This window comes from Oceanobacillus sp. FSL K6-0127, assembly GCF_037983385.1.
Lineage (GTDB): Bacteria > Bacillota > Bacilli > Bacillales > Amphibacillaceae > Oceanobacillus > Oceanobacillus profundus.
The window spans coordinates 893,031-908,245 of record NZ_CP150287.1 but is presented as its reverse complement, the minus strand read 5'-3'; the positions used below and the strand labels follow the sequence as shown (position 1 = coordinate 908,245).

The following is a 15,215-nucleotide window of genomic DNA, read 5'->3' as shown; positions in this document are numbered from 1 at the left end:
TAACTATTCGAAAACGCTGCTCACCAAAAAGAGCTAAGAAGATTCTTAGCTCTTTTTCCAACTTAATTGCCAGCTCGATAAATGAGAAAACGTTCATATGGATTCGCTTCATATAGTCCAGGCAACTGGATTTCTTGTTTCAATTCAAATATTGTCTTATCCTCTAGAAAATACACATAATCTTCATGCGCATAGTATAGAATTAACTCTACCTCTCGATTCGATTCTTCAATTGAACGTAAAATCCGATTAATCACCTTCTGAAATATTTGAACGGAAAATGGATTAAAAAAGTAAAATCGATTATCCATGGGATCGATAATATATTCTTCTGCCAAGCAGCAAATAAACTCAATTGTATCCTTCCTATTATTCGTATGCTGCAAATACTTTCTTAGGTTGACAATCGATTCCTGATAGAAATTTTCATCCATTTCAATCCCCTTCACAGATGCACGATAAAAATGATGGATATAGAAGTTCAACCTCCCTTTCCCACACCCATAATCCACAAAATGATCTTGTTCACTCACCTCATATTGCTGAAACAGTATTTCAAGTGCATGGTACGGTGTTGGTTCATACGGATTATACTGAATCGAGTCCGGGAAAGACAATTTCTTCTCTGGACCCGTCCGTACATGTAATAATTTATCAAATTTATAATCTATCATAAGCCCTTCTCTTTTCTAAAAATTAGGTTATTATCCGAATTTAATTAGCAGTAATCCTTACTTTGCAATTAAATGAAAAAATTAAATTTTAAAAAACTCAAACTTCCCCTTCTATCATACATATAACCGTTAATCATTGCCAATCCTATCAGTAGATAACGAAATCTTAAATTGTGAACTTTCCTTATTTAGGGTTTCATTATTTTTCAAAACGGGTATAATAATCCGTATGCTTATTACACATATGTCAAATTTATTCTTAGGGGGGAATCATGAAGCGTATTTCAAAGGTTTTTTACATAGCTGTAGCGTTAGTTATTATTTCTGTTATTCTGGGAGCATCTTTTCCTACCCAGTTTGAACAAATAACAAATAATGTTAAAAATTTCGTTTCTACAACTTTTGGTTGGTATTATATGCTGCTCATGTCAGCATTAGTTATCTTTGCAATCGTTATTGCATTTAGCCCTTATGGGAGAATTCGTCTTGGAAAAGATCATGAAAAACCGGATTTTTCTACAGGCTCTTGGATTGCCATGCTATTCTCAGCTGGTATGGGAATTGGTCTTGTCTTTTACGGATCTGCAGAACCTCTTTTCCACTATGTTTCAAATGCTCCAGAAGCAGAGCTTGGCACTGCAGAGGCCTTTAAAGAAGGTTTAGCGTATTCTTACTTTCATTGGGGTCTTCATGTATGGGCAATGTATGGTATTGTCGCGCTTGCACTTGCCTTCTTTCAATTTCGAAAAGGTATGCCTGGATTAATTTCTTCTACACTAAGGCCTTTATTTGGAGACCGTATGAATGGTCCATTAGGTACATTAATCGATGTACTAGCTGTTTTTGCTACCGTATTCGGTGTAGCGACCTCACTTGGGTTTGGTGCAGTTCAAATTAACGCTGGATTATCACATTTATTCGGAGTTGAAATTGGATTTATTCCACAGCTAGTTATTATTTTAATCGTAACCGTATTATTCATGATGTCAGCTTGGTCTGGTTTAAGTAAAGGAATCAAATATTTATCGAACTTAAATATGATTCTTGCTATACTAGTCTTTATTGTTGTGGTTATTCTCGGGCCGACATTACTCATTCTAAATATGTTTACAGAAACATTCGGCCTTTATATACAAAAAATTGTGCAAATGAGCTTTAAAACAGCCCCACTTGAAGGTGATAATCGTGGATGGTTAGATTCGTGGACCATCTTCTACTGGGCATGGTGGATCTCATGGGCGCCGTTTGTAGGAATGTTTATCGCACGAGTATCCCGGGGACGTACTATCCGTCAATTTCTTATGGGCGTTATGGTCATCCCTACGTTAGTTGTTTCTGTTTGGTTTGCAGCATTTGGAACAACAGCTGGTAACGTTCAAGATAATGGAACAAACATTGCACAATTTGATACAGAGTTGGTATTGTTTAACATGTTTGATCAGTTACCACTCTCATTCCTTTTATCGATCCTTGCAATATTATTAATTGCATCATTCTTTATTACATCAGCCGATTCAGCAACCTTTGTTTTAGGAATGCAATCAACTCGCGGTTCCTTAACTCCACCAAACAATGTAAAAATTATTTGGGGCGTATCCCAGTCAACAGTAGCATTAATTTTGCTCTATGTTGGTGGTCTAACAGCATTACAAAACACAATCATTATTGCTGCATTACCATTTTCCTTTGTCATGATTCTAATGGGAATTGCGTTATACAAAGCGCTTAATGCAGAAGTCAGGTTAATGACCAAGAAGAAGGCCTTACAGAAGAAATAGAATTAAAAAACCCCTTAAAGAGCGGAAACTCTTAAAGGGGTTTTTTAATTTGCTAATGGGTTTATTTATCCTCAAAAGAACTATTTAAAAACGAATCACGTTGGTGTCGCTCTAAAGCCAAATTAATTAGTTTATCAATTAGCTGACTATATGGTATACCACTTAGCTCCCATAGTTTTGGATACATACTTATTTTGGTGAATCCAGGTATTGTATTAATCTCATTAATTACAATTTCATTGTCTTTTGTTAAGAAAACATCGACCCTTGCCATTCCATCACAATTTAATGCTTTAAATGCTTTTATCGCTACTTCTTGTATTTGCTTTGTTACATCTTCACTTAGCTGAGCCGGAATCTCAAGTGCTGCTCCGCTTTCATCAATGTATTTAGCTTCATAAGAATAAAAGTCAGCTGTTGCGACAATCTCTCCAGGTATTGATGCAATTGGATTTTCATTTCCCAAAATAGAACACTCAATTTCCCTACCTTGAATTGCTTCCTCAATCAATATTTTGTGGTCATAGTTAAAGGCACTTGCGACGCCTTTTTCAAATTCTTCCTGTGTCTGCACTTTACTCACACCAACAGATGACCCCTGATTAGCTGGTTTAATGAACAAAGGGAGATTTAATTGCTGTGTAATTTCATCAAATGAAATACTATTTTTTGACGCCCATGTATACGTATATGAATTGGCAACCGTTAAACCCGCTTCTCGAAGTAATCGTTTGGCAATATCTTTATCCATACTTATTGCTGAGCCTAACACATTTGAACCAACAAAAGGAATATTGGCCATTCGCAGCATCCCTTGAATACTTCCATCCTCTCCTAAAGTTCCATGGAGAATGGGAAAAATTACATCTAATTGACCTAATGCTTCCATTCCCTCTCTATTTACAAGTTGATTTTCAGTTTCACCGGGTACCACAGCAATTCCTTTATTTGTTTTATTTAATGCTATTAATTTTGGATCCTCAGCATTCAAAAGAAAATGGGAAGCATCATTTAAATGCCATTTCCCTGATTTATCAATTCCAATTAACACAACATCGTATTTCGAAGGATCAATTGCTTCCATCACGTTTTTAGCTGATTGTAAAGAAACTTCATGCTCCGCAGACTTTCCCCCAAATAATAAACCTAACTTTTTCTTCACCATATATTCCCTCCAAAATGTTCTTTAGTCGATATTTATTTTCATATCATTATAGTTATGTAAACACATTTGAAAAATTTATTTACCAAATTAATTGTATCACCCATTCTATTTTCGCACAAAATCTCCTAACAAAGAAAATATTTTCATACTTATCCAATTTGAATGATATTTAAGTATGTCGAGTAGATAGTGAAGTCATGAATAAAAGTCTCAAAATCGCTAATGTTAATGTTGGGAGGTGCTAATTATGGGAAGAGACCGCCAAGAAAAGAAATTGAGAGAAAGCGGACGCGTAGAATCTGATCGAGATGTGGGACTTCGCTATAAAGGAGCAACAAAAATGTCTAGTCCTGAAGAAGCTAGAAGACTAAATGATGGAAGAAAGTAGAATAAAGAACAATAGCGATGCCACCTTGATTTACTACGGAGGAGTCTCGCTACGGATTTAGCACTTTGTGGTCATGATCGAGGTAACTAAGTCATCTACAGCTTTTATACACCAAAACGCAAAAACCCCAGTATATGCAATTATATACTGGGGTTTTCATTGGCCTGGCGGCGTCCTACTCTTGCAGGGGCAAAGCCCCAACTACCATCGGCGCTGAAGAGCTTAACTTCTGTGTTCGGCATGGGAACAGGTGTGGCCTCTTCGCTATTGCTACCAGACAATCCTCAAAAACAAGGACAAGTTTTATTATATGCATTTCTGAATAAAAATGCAAGGTTTTTTTGAATTTATACCTTAAAAACTAAATAAGAGAAAACAAGACATCAAATAAAGAATTTAGTTAAGTCCTCGATCGATTAGTATCCGTAAGCTCCACGTGTCACCACGCTTCCACACCGAACCTATCAACCTCATCGTCTCTGAGGGATCTTACTCACTCGAAGTGATGGGAAGTCTCATCTTGAGGGGGGCTTCATGCTTAGATGCTTTCAGCACTTATCCTTTCCACACGTAGCTACCCAGCGATGCTCCTGGCGGAACAACTGGTACACCAGCGGTGTGTCCATCCCGGTCCTCTCGTACTAAGGACAGCTCCTCTCAAACTTCCAACGCCCACGACGGATAGGGACCGAACTGTCTCACGACGTTCTGAACCCAGCTCGCGTACCGCTTTAATGGGCGAACAGCCCAACCCTTGGGACCGACTACAGCCCCAGGATGCGATGAGCCGACATCGAGGTGCCAAACCTCCCCGTCGATGTGAACTCTTGGGGGAGATAAGCCTGTTATCCCCGGGGTAGCTTTTATCCGTTGAGCGATGGCCCTTCCATGCGGAACCACCGGATCACTAAGCCCGACTTTCGTCCCTGCTCGACTTGTAGGTCTCGCAGTCAAGCTCCCTTGTGCCTTTACACTCTACGAATGATTTCCAACCATTCTGAGGGAACCTTTGGGCGCCTCCGTTACCTTTTGGGAGGCGACCGCCCCAGTCAAACTGCCCGCCTGACACTGTCTCCGAACCGGATCACGGTCCTGGGTTAGAATGTCCATACAGCCAGGGTGGTATCCCACGGATGCCTCCACCGAAGCTAGCGCTCCGGTTTCCAAGGCTCCCACCTATCCTGTACAAGCTGCACAGACATTCAATATCAGGCTACAGTAAAGCTCCACGGGGTCTTTCCGTCCTGTCGCGGGTAATGCGCATCTTCACGCATAGTATAATTTCACCGGGTCTCTCGTTGAGACAGTGCCCAAGTCGTTGCACCTTTCGTGCGGGTCGGAACTTACCCGACAAGGAATTTCGCTACCTTAGGACCGTTATAGTTACGGCCGCCGTTTACTGGGGCTTCGGTTCAAAGCTTCGCCTTGCGGCTAACATTTCCCCTTAACCTTCCAGCACCGGGCAGGTGTCAGCCCCTATACTTCGCCTTTCGGCTTCGCAGAGACCTGTGTTTTTGCTAAACAGTCGCTTGGGCCTATTCACTGCGGCTCCATGTAAATGAAGCACCCCTTCTCCCGAAGTTACGGGGTCATTTTGCCGAGTTCCTTAACGAGAGTTCTCCCGCTCACCTTAGGATTCTCTCCTCGCCTACCTGTGTCGGTTTGCGGTACGGGCACCTATGATCTAACTAGAGGCTTTTCTTGGCAGTGTGAAATCCGGAACTTCGGTACTAAATTTCCCTCCCCATCACAGCTTGAAATTGCCAGACGGATTTGCCTATCTGACTTTCTCACTGCTTGGGCGCACATATCCATCAGTGCGCATTCCTTATCCTACTGCGTCCCCCCATCGCTCAAACAATCATGAGGTGGTACAGGAATATCTACCTGTTGTCCATCGCCTACGCCTTTCGGCCTCGGCTTAGGTCCCGACTAACCCTGAGAGGACGAGCCTTCCTCAGGAAACCTTAGGCATTCGGTGAAAGAGATTCTCACTCTTTTTTCGCTACTCATACCGGCATTCTCACTTCTAAGCGCTCCACCAGTCCTCACGGTCTGACTTCACAGCACTTAGAACGCTCTCCTACCATTGTTCGTAAGAACAATCCGCAGCTTCGGTGATACGTTTAGCCCCGGTACATTTTCGGCGCAGAGTCACTCGACCAGTGAGCTATTACGCACTCTTTAAATGATGGCTGCTTCTAAGCCAACATCCTGGTTGTCTGGGCAACTCCACATCCTTTTCCACTTAACGTATACTTTGGGACCTTAGCTGGCGGTCTGGGCTGTTTCCCTTTCGACTATGAACCTTATCACCCATAGTCTGACTCCCAAGTAAAAGTAACTGGCATTCGGAGTTTGACTGAATTCGGTAACCCGGTGAGGGCCCCTAGTCCAATCAGTGCTCTACCTCCAGTACTCTATTTCTTGAGGCTAGCCCTAAAGCTATTTCGGAGAGAACCAGCTATCTCCGTGTTCGATTGGCATTTCACCCCTACCCACACCTCATCCCCGCATTTTTCAACATACGTGGGTTCGGGCCTCCAGTCAGTGTTACCTGACCTTCACCCTGGACATGGGTAGATCACACGGTTTCGGGTCTACGACCGCATACTCATTCGCCCTATTCAGACTCGCTTTCGCTGCGGCTCCGTGTCTTCCACTTAACCTTGCATACGATCGTAACTCGCCGGTCCATTCTACAAAAGGTACGCCGTTACCCATTAACGGGCTTCGACTACTTGTAGGCACACGGTTTCAGGTTCTATTTCACTCCCCTTCCGGGGTGCTTTTCACCTTTCCCTCACGGTACTGGTTCACTATCGGTCACTAGAGAGTATTTAGCCTTGGGAGATGGTCCTCCCGGATTCCGACGGAATTCCACGTGTTCCGCCGTACTCAGGATACACTCCGGAGGGAATTCTTTTTCAACTACAGGGCTGTTACCTTCTGTGGCTGACCTTTCCAGGTCGATTCATTTAAAGAATTCCTTGGTAACTCCGAGTGGAGTGTCCTACAACCCCAGAAAGCAAGCTTTCTGGTTTGGGCTCTTTCCGTTTCGCTCGCCGCTACTCAGGAAATCGATTTTTCTTTCTCTTCCTCCGGGTACTGAGATGTTTCAGTTCCCCGGGTCTACCTCATGCACCCTATGTATTCAGATGCATGTACTGTTCCATTACGAACAGTGGGTTCCCCCATTCGGAAATCCCCGGATCAAAGTTTACTTACAACTCCCCGAGGCATATCGGTGTTAGTCCCGTCCTTCATCGGCTTCTAGTGCCAAGGCATCCACCGTGCGCCCTTATTCACTTAACTAAGTTACAGTAAATAAGCGTACTAATTTATTAGCCTTGCTTTTATTTAATTCAGCTTCAGCTCCTAGAAACTACCGTCATAAGCAATTGACATTCCAAACGCTAAAAACCAAGCGTTTTCCAGTCTCTTGCTTATGCGTCCGTTTCTGAACAGTCGCTTCAGCCTTTTACATTAATATTGATGTCGTTGTTACTCTTATTTAGTTTTCAAGGTACAAGCTTCCACAGGATGTGGTGACTTCTGTGTTCGTCACAGGACGTGACGGGTTTTAACAGAAGATCCTTCAATCCTTTGAGAGATCTTTTTTACTCTCTCAAAACTGAACCAAACAACACAGTATGCCCTTCCTACCCGAAGGTAGGGTTCCGTAATAATCCTTAGAAAGGAGGTGATCCAGCCGCACCTTCCGATACGGCTACCTTGTTACGACTTCACCCCAATCATTAGTCCCACCTTCGGCGGCTGGCTCCAAAAGGTTACCTCACCGACTTCGGGTGTTACCAACTCTCGTGGTGTGACGGGCGGTGTGTACAAGGCCCGGGAACGTATTCACCGCGGCATGCTGATCCGCGATTACTAGCGATTCCGGCTTCATGTAGGCGAGTTGCAGCCTACAATCCGAACTGAGAATGGTTTTATGGGATTGGCTTGACCTCACGGGTTCGCTTCCCTTTGTTCCATCCATTGTAGCACGTGTGTAGCCCAGGTCATAAGGGGCATGATGATTTGACGTCATCCCCACCTTCCTCCGGTTTGTCACCGGCAGTCACCTTAGAGTGCCCAACTGAATGCTGGCAACTAAGATCAAGGGTTGCGCTCGTTGCGGGACTTAACCCAACATCTCACGACACGAGCTGACGACAACCATGCACCACCTGTCACTCTGTCCCCGAAGGGAAAACTCTATCTCTAGAGGTATCAGAGGATGTCAAGACCTGGTAAGGTTCTTCGCGTTGCTTCGAATTAAACCACATGCTCCACCGCTTGTGCGGGCCCCCGTCAATTCTTTTGAGTTTCAGCCTTGCGGCCGTACTCCCCAGGCGGAGTGCTTAATGCGTTAACTTCAGCACTAAGGGGCGGAAACCCCCTAACACCTAGCACTCATCGTTTACGGCGTGGACTACCAGGGTATCTAATCCTGTTCGCTACCCACGCTTTCGCTCCTCAGCGTCAGTTACAGACCAGAGAGTCGCCTTCGCCACTGGTGTTCCTCCACATCTCTACGCATTTCACCGCTACACGTGGAATTCCACTCTCCTCTTCTGTACTCAAGTCCTCCAGTTTCCAATGACCCTCCACGGTTAAGCCGTGGGCTTTCACATCAGACTTAAAAGACCGCCTGCGAGCGCTTTACGCCCAATAATTCCGGACAACGCTTGCCACCTACGTATTACCGCGGCTGCTGGCACGTAGTTAGCCGTGGCTTTCTGGTTAGGTACCGTCAAGGTTGGGTCAGTTACTACCCAACTTGTTCTTCCCTAACAACAGAGTTTTACGATCCGAAAACCTTCATCACTCACGCGGCGTTGCTCCGTCAGACTTTCGTCCATTGCGGAAGATTCCCTACTGCTGCCTCCCGTAGGAGTCTGGGCCGTGTCTCAGTCCCAGTGTGGCCGATCACCCTCTCAGGTCGGCTACGCATCGTCGCCTTGGTGAGCCGTTACCTCACCAACTAGCTAATGCGCCGCGGGCCCATCTGTAAGTGACAGCCGAAACCGTCTTTTATCTTCTCACCATGAGATGAAAAGTGTTATCCGGTATTAGCTCACGTTTCCGCGAGTTATCCCGATCTTACAGGCAGGTTGCCCACGTGTTACTCACCCGTCCGCCGCTCATTCCATAAACATTACCCCGAAGGGTTCTGTTTATTTCCTGCGCTCGACTTGCATGTATTAGGCACGCCGCCAGCGTTCGTCCTGAGCCAAGATCAAACTCTCCATAAAAGTTTGTAATACTTAGCTTTTGTAGAAGCTGACTTCTACTTGTTTTAAAAAGAAAAACGAGTTTCCTTTTTCTTGACATACTGGTTGTTTTGTTCAGTTTTCAAAGAGCAAATTTGTTTGTCGTTCTTTTAAAGCGACTTTATTAATATATCATGTCTTCCAATTTGTTGTCAATAACTTTTTAAAATATTTTACTTTCGAAATATTTCTTCGCTTTCGACAACTTTTATATCATATCATCTTCGCAAAAAGATGTCAACATCTTTTTTCAAAAAAGATGAATGGGCCTGAGTGGACTCGAACCACCGACCTCACGCTTATCAGGCGTGCGCTCTAACCAGCTGAGCTACAGGCCCATATTGGTAAGTTGGAGCGGGTGAAGGGAATCGAACCCTCATCATCAGCTTGGAAGGCTGAGGTTTTACCACTAAACTACACCCGCATGAATTATATCGTTTTTTTAAGAAGTGGAGCCTAGCGGGATCGAACCGCTGACCTCCTGCGTGCAAGGCAGGCGCTCTCCCAGCTGAGCTAAGGCCCCGTATAAATAAAATGGTCGGGAAGACAGGATTCGAACCTGCGACCCCTTGGTCCCAAACCAAGTGCTCTACCAAGCTGAGCTACTTCCCGTTATGGCGCGCCCGAGAGGAGTCGAACCCCTAACCTCTTGATCCGTAGTCAAACGCTCTATCCAATTGAGCTACGGGCGCATATGGTGCCGAGGACCGGAATCGAACCGGTACGGTAGTCACCTACCGCAGGATTTTAAGTCCTGTGCGTCTGCCAGTTCCGCCACCCCGGCAAGGGCAAAGAAAAGGATACTGAATTTGCAACAAAAATTCCTCTTAAGTAAAAAGTAATGCGGGTGAAGGGACTTGAACCCCCACGTCCGAAGACACTAGATCCTAAGTCTAGCGCGTCTGCCAATTCCGCCACACCCGCGAATGGTGAGCCATGAAGGATTCGAACCTTCGACCCTTTGATTAAAAGTCAAATGCTCTACCGACTGAGCTAATGGCTCAAAAATATATATTAGGTATTAATGATAATTATTATTTACTTGTAAAAAGTGGTGCCGGCCAGAGGACTTGAACCCCCAACCTACTGATTACAAGTCAGTTGCTCTACCAGTTGAGCTAGGCCGGCAAATGATTATCTAGTTACCAAATGATTAACAGCAAGTCCATCAAGTAGGCTCGTCGTGTTGCAAGAACACTCGGAGAAGTTCCACTCCTCGCAATCCTGCACATGGTAGTTACTCGATGAAGTAAACGGCTTGCTCTACCAGTTGAGCTAGGCCGGCTTGTTGGCTTCCTGTAAACTATTAGATTTATATAGAAAGAATCAACTTCCGAAAGATAAATGGTGGCTCGGGACGGAATCGAACCGCCGACACACGGATTTTCAGTCCGTTGCTCTACCGACTGAGCTACCGAGCCAAGTGTTATTTAACTACAAAACTCAAATTATAAATGGAGGAGGTAGAGGGATTCGAACCCCCGCGCGGTTTGACCCGCCTGTCGGTTTTCAAGACCGATCCCTTCAGCCAGACTTGGGTATACCTCCGAATATTTAAATGGCGGTCCGGACGGGACTCGAACCCGCGACCTCCTGCGTGACAGGCAGGCATTCTAACCAACTGAACTACCGGACCATATTGCAAATAACATATCTAATTAAACCAAAAGATTTGGTTGCGGGGGCAGGATTTGAACCTACGACCTTTGGGTTATGAGCCCAACGAGCTACCGGACTGCTCCACCCCGCGATATAACAAATATATTTCATCTAAAAGAAAAGATGGTGGAGGATGCAGGGCTCGAACCTGCGACCCCCTGCTTGTAAGGCAGGTGCTCTCCCAGCTGAGCTAATCCTCCGTATTGGTGACCCGTACGGGATTCGAACCCGTGTTACCGCCGTGAAAGGGCGGTGTCTTAACCGCTTGACCAACGGGCCAATATTATTTATGAACAAATTCGACAACAAATGTATTATTCGACATTTACTTCATAAAAATTAAATGGCTCCACAGGTAGGATTCGAACCTACGACCGATCGGTTAACAGCCGATTGCTCTACCACTGAGCTACTGTGGAATAATATAACAGCGAGATTTATCTTATTACATAATTGTATTAAAGTCAATGCCTAAATTAAACTTTTGTAAAAAAAACGCAAAAAAAGTTTCAACCCCACTAATTTCGTCTAATAAGCTCAGCATCCTCCATTTTGCTAAAGCCTGTTCATCTATATAAAAAGAAGCTCTTTTCTAACATGCACATGACATATCAAAGAGCTCCTTCTTATTTGTCCCCATCTTTCATCTAATCTAATCTAAACTGTACCCTCCTAAACATTCAAACGCATATACAACTCTTCCCAAACCTTCTCCAGCCCTTCTTTTTCCATATACACTTCTTGCATTTGTTCCAAGTCTTGGATTTCTACTAACTTTTCCTCTAATAAGGTAATTTTACGTTCTACTTCCTCTAAATCCTTTTTCAGTCTCTCACCATCTAAATCCTGACTTTTCCTCTTTTTCGGTTCTTGTTTTTTCTCTCGCACTACTGTTTTTAATTTTTCTTTCCCATCAAGCTTCAGTGCAGTCAGCTTTTCCCGTGCCCAAGTATAATCCCCCTCAAAATGATAAACAGCTTTGGCTTCAATCCAATAGATCTCTTCAAACAGCTTATTTAAAAAATAACGATCATGAGAAACTGCTACAATGGTTCCTTTATAATCCTCCAGTGCTTCTTCCAATACTTCACGTGCCTCGATATCCAAATGGTTTGTTGGTTCATCTAAAATGAGAACATTTATATCTTGATACATCATTTGCGCTAAGCGAAGACGCATCCTTTCTCCTCCACTAAGCTGTGAAACTTGTTGAAATACCATATGCCCATAAAATAAAAACCTAGCTAAAATACGTCTCGCTTCACCTTCCGTAACATGTACCTCATCTCGAAATGCTTCAAGAACAGTTTCATCTTGGAATTGCGTAAAGACTTGTTGAGATAGATATCCTACTTTGACATTACTTCCGATTCTTACTTCTCCTTCGTCTGCAGGCAGTTGATTTAAAATTAATTTAATTAATGTAGATTTACCTGTTCCATTTCCTCCAACAATGGCAACACGTTGCTTGTATCTAATATGCATATTTACTTTGGAAAAAAGCTCCCTGTCACCGAACCACTTTGCAACATCCTTTAAAATAATGACATCCTTTCCGCTTCGGTCCGTTGTCTCCATTTCAAGGTTCATTTTTTTGCGATTCAATACAGGACGATTTATTTTTTCCATCCTTTCTAACGCTCGCTCCATGTTTCGTGCACGTTTGTGCAACCCTTCATTTGGTGGGTTAGCCCGATTTGCCCAGTCGCGCAATCGCTTAATAGCTTCTTTCATTTTCCTTATTTTCTTTTGCTGTTCTTCATACGCCTGGAATTCTCTTAATAAACGTGCCTCTTTTTCCTTTATATAACCAGAAAAATTCGTGGGATAGCTCGTGATTTCTCCATCTTCTAAATCCAACACCTTACCTACAACCTCATCAAGAAAATACCGATCATGCGAAACAATGACGACAGTTCCTTGATAACTCTGTAAAAAATCAGCTAGCCATTCGACTGACATTAAGTCTAAATGATTCGTCGGTTCATCTAGTAATAATAAATCAGGCTTTTTTAAAAGCAAGAGACCCAGACCTACCTTTGTTTTCTCTCCACCGCTCAAGCTAGAAAATTGCTGTTCAAGCAAGTCATCGATATTTAATCCATTAACGATTCTTTCGATATTCGCTTCGATCTCATAGCCACCTTTTCGCGCAAAATGGTCTTGAAAATTGCCGTAATCCCGCATTAATTTATCTAACCGCTCCACATTGGTTTCCTTGCTCATCGCCTCCCCGAGCTGCATCATCCTTTCTTCCATTTGGACTAGCTCTGAAAAGGCAGTCTTTAATACCTCCTTTGTTGTCAACTTAGAATATGCTTCTGGAATTTGGGCGAGATAACCTATTTTTGTTCCTTTTCTCCAATGGATTTTTCCTGAATCAGGTGCTTCTTCACCAGACAATAATCGAAATAGCGTACTTTTCCCGCTTCCATTTCGACCCACAAGACCAATCCGATCATTACCCATAATTTCAAATGATATATTTTCAAAGATGGAGCTTCCCCCATACATTTTCGTTATTTGATTCACACTGCATACAATCATAGTAAAGTTCCTCCTTTAATACAGTTCCTAAGTGCACTTCTTTAATGATGGGCACGTGATACAACACAAAAAAGCCATAGGAAACATAATAATCCCATGGCTTTCAACTAAATAAGGGCACACAAAAGGGAGAGCATGAAAAGCCCTCCCTTTAAAACCCCTACAATTATGTGGATTTAGAGATGTTTTCACCGTTTTACATTTGCTATAAAGTTGCTAAAAAAGGGCATACGTATCCCGTTATCAACTAAAACAGCAAATTTTGCACGGCTAAAATATAAATAATTCGTCCAGTAACCGTACACAAACACAGCTTGATTAAACATCCCTTTCCACCTCCGTTCGTTTGTTTCTTTTATTTTATTTGATTGTTGCTTCTATTTCAAGTATTACACAAAAAATGCAGGATATTTCTAATATGAAACGAATTATTTATGTAATACAAATCAAAAAGGAGTTGATTGAAAAATGACAAAGAATCAGGAGTTTTTTCAAAAGATTAACGAGGCATTTGCTACTGGAGATGTTGACTTTATTCTTGAACACACAGCCGAGGACGTCGTGTGGAATCACGTTGGACAAGCAGTGTTCGAAGGTAAAGCTGCATTTGCTGCAGAGATGGAAAAAATGCGTGGGTATACACCACAAAACTATGTAACAAAGCAAATTATTACCCATGGAGATTCTGCAGTAATTGAAGGATCCATGACAATACCCGATGAAGAGGGAATTGATAAAACCTATGCTTTTTGCGACATATATAAGTTAAATAAATTTAAAGATGGGAAAATCAAGGAACTGACAGCTTATCTTATTGTAGTAAATGCATAAAGTTCGATAGGCATTTCATCAAATAAAGAAGTCCCATTTTGAAATCAAACATGGGACTTCTCTTCATATATATCCTATTTTTCCATACCAAGGTAAATGAGAATAGCATCTCTTAAAAATTCAGTTGCCCCCTCTGCAGCCTTATCATAAAAGGCTGTGAATCGCTCATCGGCAACGTACATTTCTGCAAGACCTGCATGTGCTTCTTTTGAATAACTGCCCCAGGAGTACATTAACCATTGCTTATGCTTTGCAGCTATTTCCTGTGCTGACACAGAAGCAGGGTCTCCTTTTTCATAAGCTTTCTTAAGGAGCACCATGATTTCTTCTCCTAAATCATTCATTGCTTTGAAGTCTTCCTCAGACATCCCTCTTAGCTTAGCATTACTTGAATCAATCGTTTTATCACCATATTTACTACGGATTTCTTCCCCGTACTTTTTCTCATTTTCTTCAATTAATTTTTCCTTGAACGCTGCGAATTTATCTTTATCCTGCATCGGAATACCTCCTTCAATACTTGCAATCGTTCCTTTAACGGTTGCCATTAGTTTGTCAAGACGGGCACGCTTTTGTGCTAGCAACTGATAATGCGATTTTAATGCTTCTGTCTGATCAAATGTTGGATCGCTTACTATTTTCTTGATGTCTTCCAGACTTACTTCCAATTCACGGTAAAACAAAATTTGTTGAAGCAAATCAACTTCCTTCTGTCCGTAAATTCGGTAGCCGGATGAATTAATTCGTGCTGGTTTTAACAGTCCGATTTGATCATAATATCTGAGTGTGCGGCCGCTCACACCAGAAATCAGAGCTAATTTTTTTACGGTATATTCCATCTGTAACCCTCCTGACAGTTACCATCTTAAACCTTTACGCTACGTAAAGGTCAAGGGT

8 protein-coding genes, 16 tRNA genes and 3 rRNA genes are annotated in these 15,215 nt (G+C 42.7%); 3 read left to right on the top strand and 24 right to left on the bottom strand.

The features are described 5' to 3' along the window. Positions 1–62 precede the first annotated feature (62 nt). Positions 63–674: a class I SAM-dependent methyltransferase gene (locus tag MHH64_RS04510; protein ID WP_118889272.1), complete on the bottom strand. Its 612-nt coding sequence runs from the start codon at positions 672–674 to the stop codon at positions 63–65. A gap of 272 nt (positions 675–946) precedes the next feature. On the opposite strand from MHH64_RS04510, the gene MHH64_RS04505 reads away from it, so the two are divergent. Then, positions 947–2,452: a BCCT family transporter gene (locus MHH64_RS04505; RefSeq protein WP_340002747.1), complete on the top strand. Its 1,506-nt coding sequence runs from the start codon at positions 947–949 to the stop codon at positions 2,450–2,452. A gap of 61 nt (positions 2,453–2,513) precedes the next feature. On the opposite strand, the gene ddlA is transcribed toward MHH64_RS04505, so the two are convergent. After that, positions 2,514–3,617: a D-alanine--D-alanine ligase gene (gene ddlA, locus MHH64_RS04500; protein ID WP_095311917.1), complete on the bottom strand. Its 1,104-nt coding sequence runs from the start codon at positions 3,615–3,617 to the stop codon at positions 2,514–2,516. A gap of 247 nt (positions 3,618–3,864) precedes the next feature. On the opposite strand from ddlA, the gene MHH64_RS04495 reads away from it, so the two are divergent. Beyond that, positions 3,865–4,005, top strand: a complete 141-nt coding sequence (locus MHH64_RS04495; protein ID WP_095311915.1) for a YpzI family protein — start codon at positions 3,865–3,867, stop codon at positions 4,003–4,005. 162 nt (positions 4,006–4,167) lie between these two features. Here MHH64_RS04495 and rrf read toward each other — a convergent pair. The 21 genes from rrf to MHH64_RS04390 form a co-directional block, all read right to left on the bottom strand. Beyond that, positions 4,168–4,283: ribosomal RNA gene (gene rrf / locus MHH64_RS04490) — 5S ribosomal RNA — on the bottom strand. A 118-nt stretch (positions 4,284–4,401) separates the two neighbouring features. Beyond that, positions 4,402–7,320: ribosomal RNA gene (locus MHH64_RS04485) — 23S ribosomal RNA — on the bottom strand. Between the two features lie 381 nt (positions 7,321–7,701). Further along, positions 7,702–9,263: ribosomal RNA gene (locus MHH64_RS04480) — 16S ribosomal RNA — on the bottom strand. The 16S, 23S and 5S rRNA genes sit together here with 16 tRNA genes alongside, the layout of an rRNA operon. Positions 9,264–9,545: 282 nt before the next feature. Then, positions 9,546–9,619 (bottom strand) — tRNA-Ile (locus MHH64_RS04475). A gap of 12 nt (positions 9,620–9,631) precedes the next feature. Then, positions 9,632–9,705, bottom strand: a tRNA-Gly gene (locus tag MHH64_RS04470). A gap of 26 nt (positions 9,706–9,731) precedes the next feature. After that, a tRNA-Ala gene (locus MHH64_RS04465) sits at positions 9,732–9,804 on the bottom strand. Between the two features lie 12 nt (positions 9,805–9,816). Beyond that, positions 9,817–9,893: transfer RNA gene (locus tag MHH64_RS04460), tRNA-Pro, on the bottom strand. A gap of 3 nt (positions 9,894–9,896) precedes the next feature. After that, positions 9,897–9,973, bottom strand: a tRNA-Arg gene (locus MHH64_RS04455). Between the two features lie 3 nt (positions 9,974–9,976). After that, positions 9,977–10,065, bottom strand: a tRNA-Leu gene (locus tag MHH64_RS04450). A gap of 58 nt (positions 10,066–10,123) precedes the next feature. Next, positions 10,124–10,205 (bottom strand) — tRNA-Leu (locus tag MHH64_RS04445). Positions 10,206–10,208: 3 nt separating this feature from the next. Beyond that, positions 10,209–10,284 (bottom strand) — tRNA-Lys (locus MHH64_RS04440). A gap of 49 nt (positions 10,285–10,333) precedes the next feature. Further along, positions 10,334–10,409, bottom strand: a tRNA-Thr gene (locus tag MHH64_RS04435). A gap of 217 nt (positions 10,410–10,626) precedes the next feature. Continuing rightward, positions 10,627–10,702, bottom strand: a tRNA-Phe gene (locus MHH64_RS04430). 34 nt (positions 10,703–10,736) lie between these two features. Further along, a tRNA-Ser gene (locus MHH64_RS04425) sits at positions 10,737–10,829 on the bottom strand. Between the two features lie 11 nt (positions 10,830–10,840). Further along, positions 10,841–10,917: transfer RNA gene (locus MHH64_RS04420), tRNA-Asp, on the bottom strand. A gap of 37 nt (positions 10,918–10,954) precedes the next feature. Next, positions 10,955–11,031: transfer RNA gene (locus MHH64_RS04415), tRNA-Met, on the bottom strand. A gap of 33 nt (positions 11,032–11,064) precedes the next feature. Then, positions 11,065–11,140, bottom strand: a tRNA-Val gene (locus MHH64_RS04410). Between the two features lie 4 nt (positions 11,141–11,144). Next, positions 11,145–11,219, bottom strand: a tRNA-Glu gene (locus MHH64_RS04405). Positions 11,220–11,284: 65 nt separating this feature from the next. Then, positions 11,285–11,359: transfer RNA gene (locus MHH64_RS04400), tRNA-Asn, on the bottom strand. 253 nt (positions 11,360–11,612) lie between these two features. Further along, a complete protein-coding gene (abc-f, locus tag MHH64_RS04395; RefSeq protein WP_095313154.1) occupies positions 11,613–13,487 on the bottom strand; it encodes an ABC-F type ribosomal protection protein in 1,875 nt (624 codons plus the stop codon). A 188-nt stretch (positions 13,488–13,675) separates the two neighbouring features. After that, positions 13,676–13,813 carry an RAxF-45 family protein gene (locus MHH64_RS04390; protein ID WP_285845194.1) on the bottom strand — a complete coding sequence of 46 codons (138 nt, stop codon included), beginning with the start codon at positions 13,811–13,813 and terminating at the stop codon, positions 13,676–13,678. A 142-nt stretch (positions 13,814–13,955) separates the two neighbouring features. Between MHH64_RS04390 and MHH64_RS04385 the strand changes: the two genes are divergently transcribed. Continuing rightward, complete coding sequence (locus MHH64_RS04385) at positions 13,956–14,318, top strand: nuclear transport factor 2 family protein (RefSeq protein ID WP_095313152.1); 363 nt, start codon at positions 13,956–13,958, stop codon at positions 14,316–14,318. A 74-nt stretch (positions 14,319–14,392) separates the two neighbouring features. Here the strand turns inward: MHH64_RS04385 and MHH64_RS04380 are convergent, their stop codons facing one another. Continuing rightward, positions 14,393–15,157 (bottom strand): MerR family transcriptional regulator, encoded by a 765-nt coding sequence (locus MHH64_RS04380; RefSeq protein ID WP_095313150.1) that lies wholly within the window; start codon positions 15,155–15,157, stop codon positions 14,393–14,395. Positions 15,158–15,215: the final 58 nt, after the last annotated feature.

What these genes read in the sequence shown, in the direction of transcription:
- MHH64_RS04510 (WP_118889272.1), bottom strand. Translation starts at nt 674, where the DNA reads ATGATAGATTATAAATTTGATAAATTATTACATGTACGGACGGGTCCA.
- MHH64_RS04505 (WP_340002747.1), top strand. Translation starts at nt 947, where the DNA reads ATGAAGCGTATTTCAAAGGTTTTTTACATAGCTGTAGCGTTAGTTATT.
- ddlA (WP_095311917.1), bottom strand. Translation starts at nt 3,617, where the DNA reads ATGGTGAAGAAAAAGTTAGGTTTATTATTTGGGGGAAAGTCTGCGGAG.
- MHH64_RS04495 (WP_095311915.1), top strand. Translation starts at nt 3,865, where the DNA reads ATGGGAAGAGACCGCCAAGAAAAGAAATTGAGAGAAAGCGGACGCGTA.
- abc-f (WP_095313154.1), bottom strand. Translation starts at nt 13,487, where the DNA reads ATGATTGTATGCAGTGTGAATCAAATAACGAAAATGTATGGGGGAAGC.
- MHH64_RS04390 (WP_285845194.1), bottom strand. Translation starts at nt 13,813, where the DNA reads ATGTTTAATCAAGCTGTGTTTGTGTACGGTTACTGGACGAATTATTTA.
- MHH64_RS04385 (WP_095313152.1), top strand. Translation starts at nt 13,956, where the DNA reads ATGACAAAGAATCAGGAGTTTTTTCAAAAGATTAACGAGGCATTTGCT.
- MHH64_RS04380 (WP_095313150.1), bottom strand. Translation starts at nt 15,157, where the DNA reads ATGGAATATACCGTAAAAAAATTAGCTCTGATTTCTGGTGTGAGCGGC.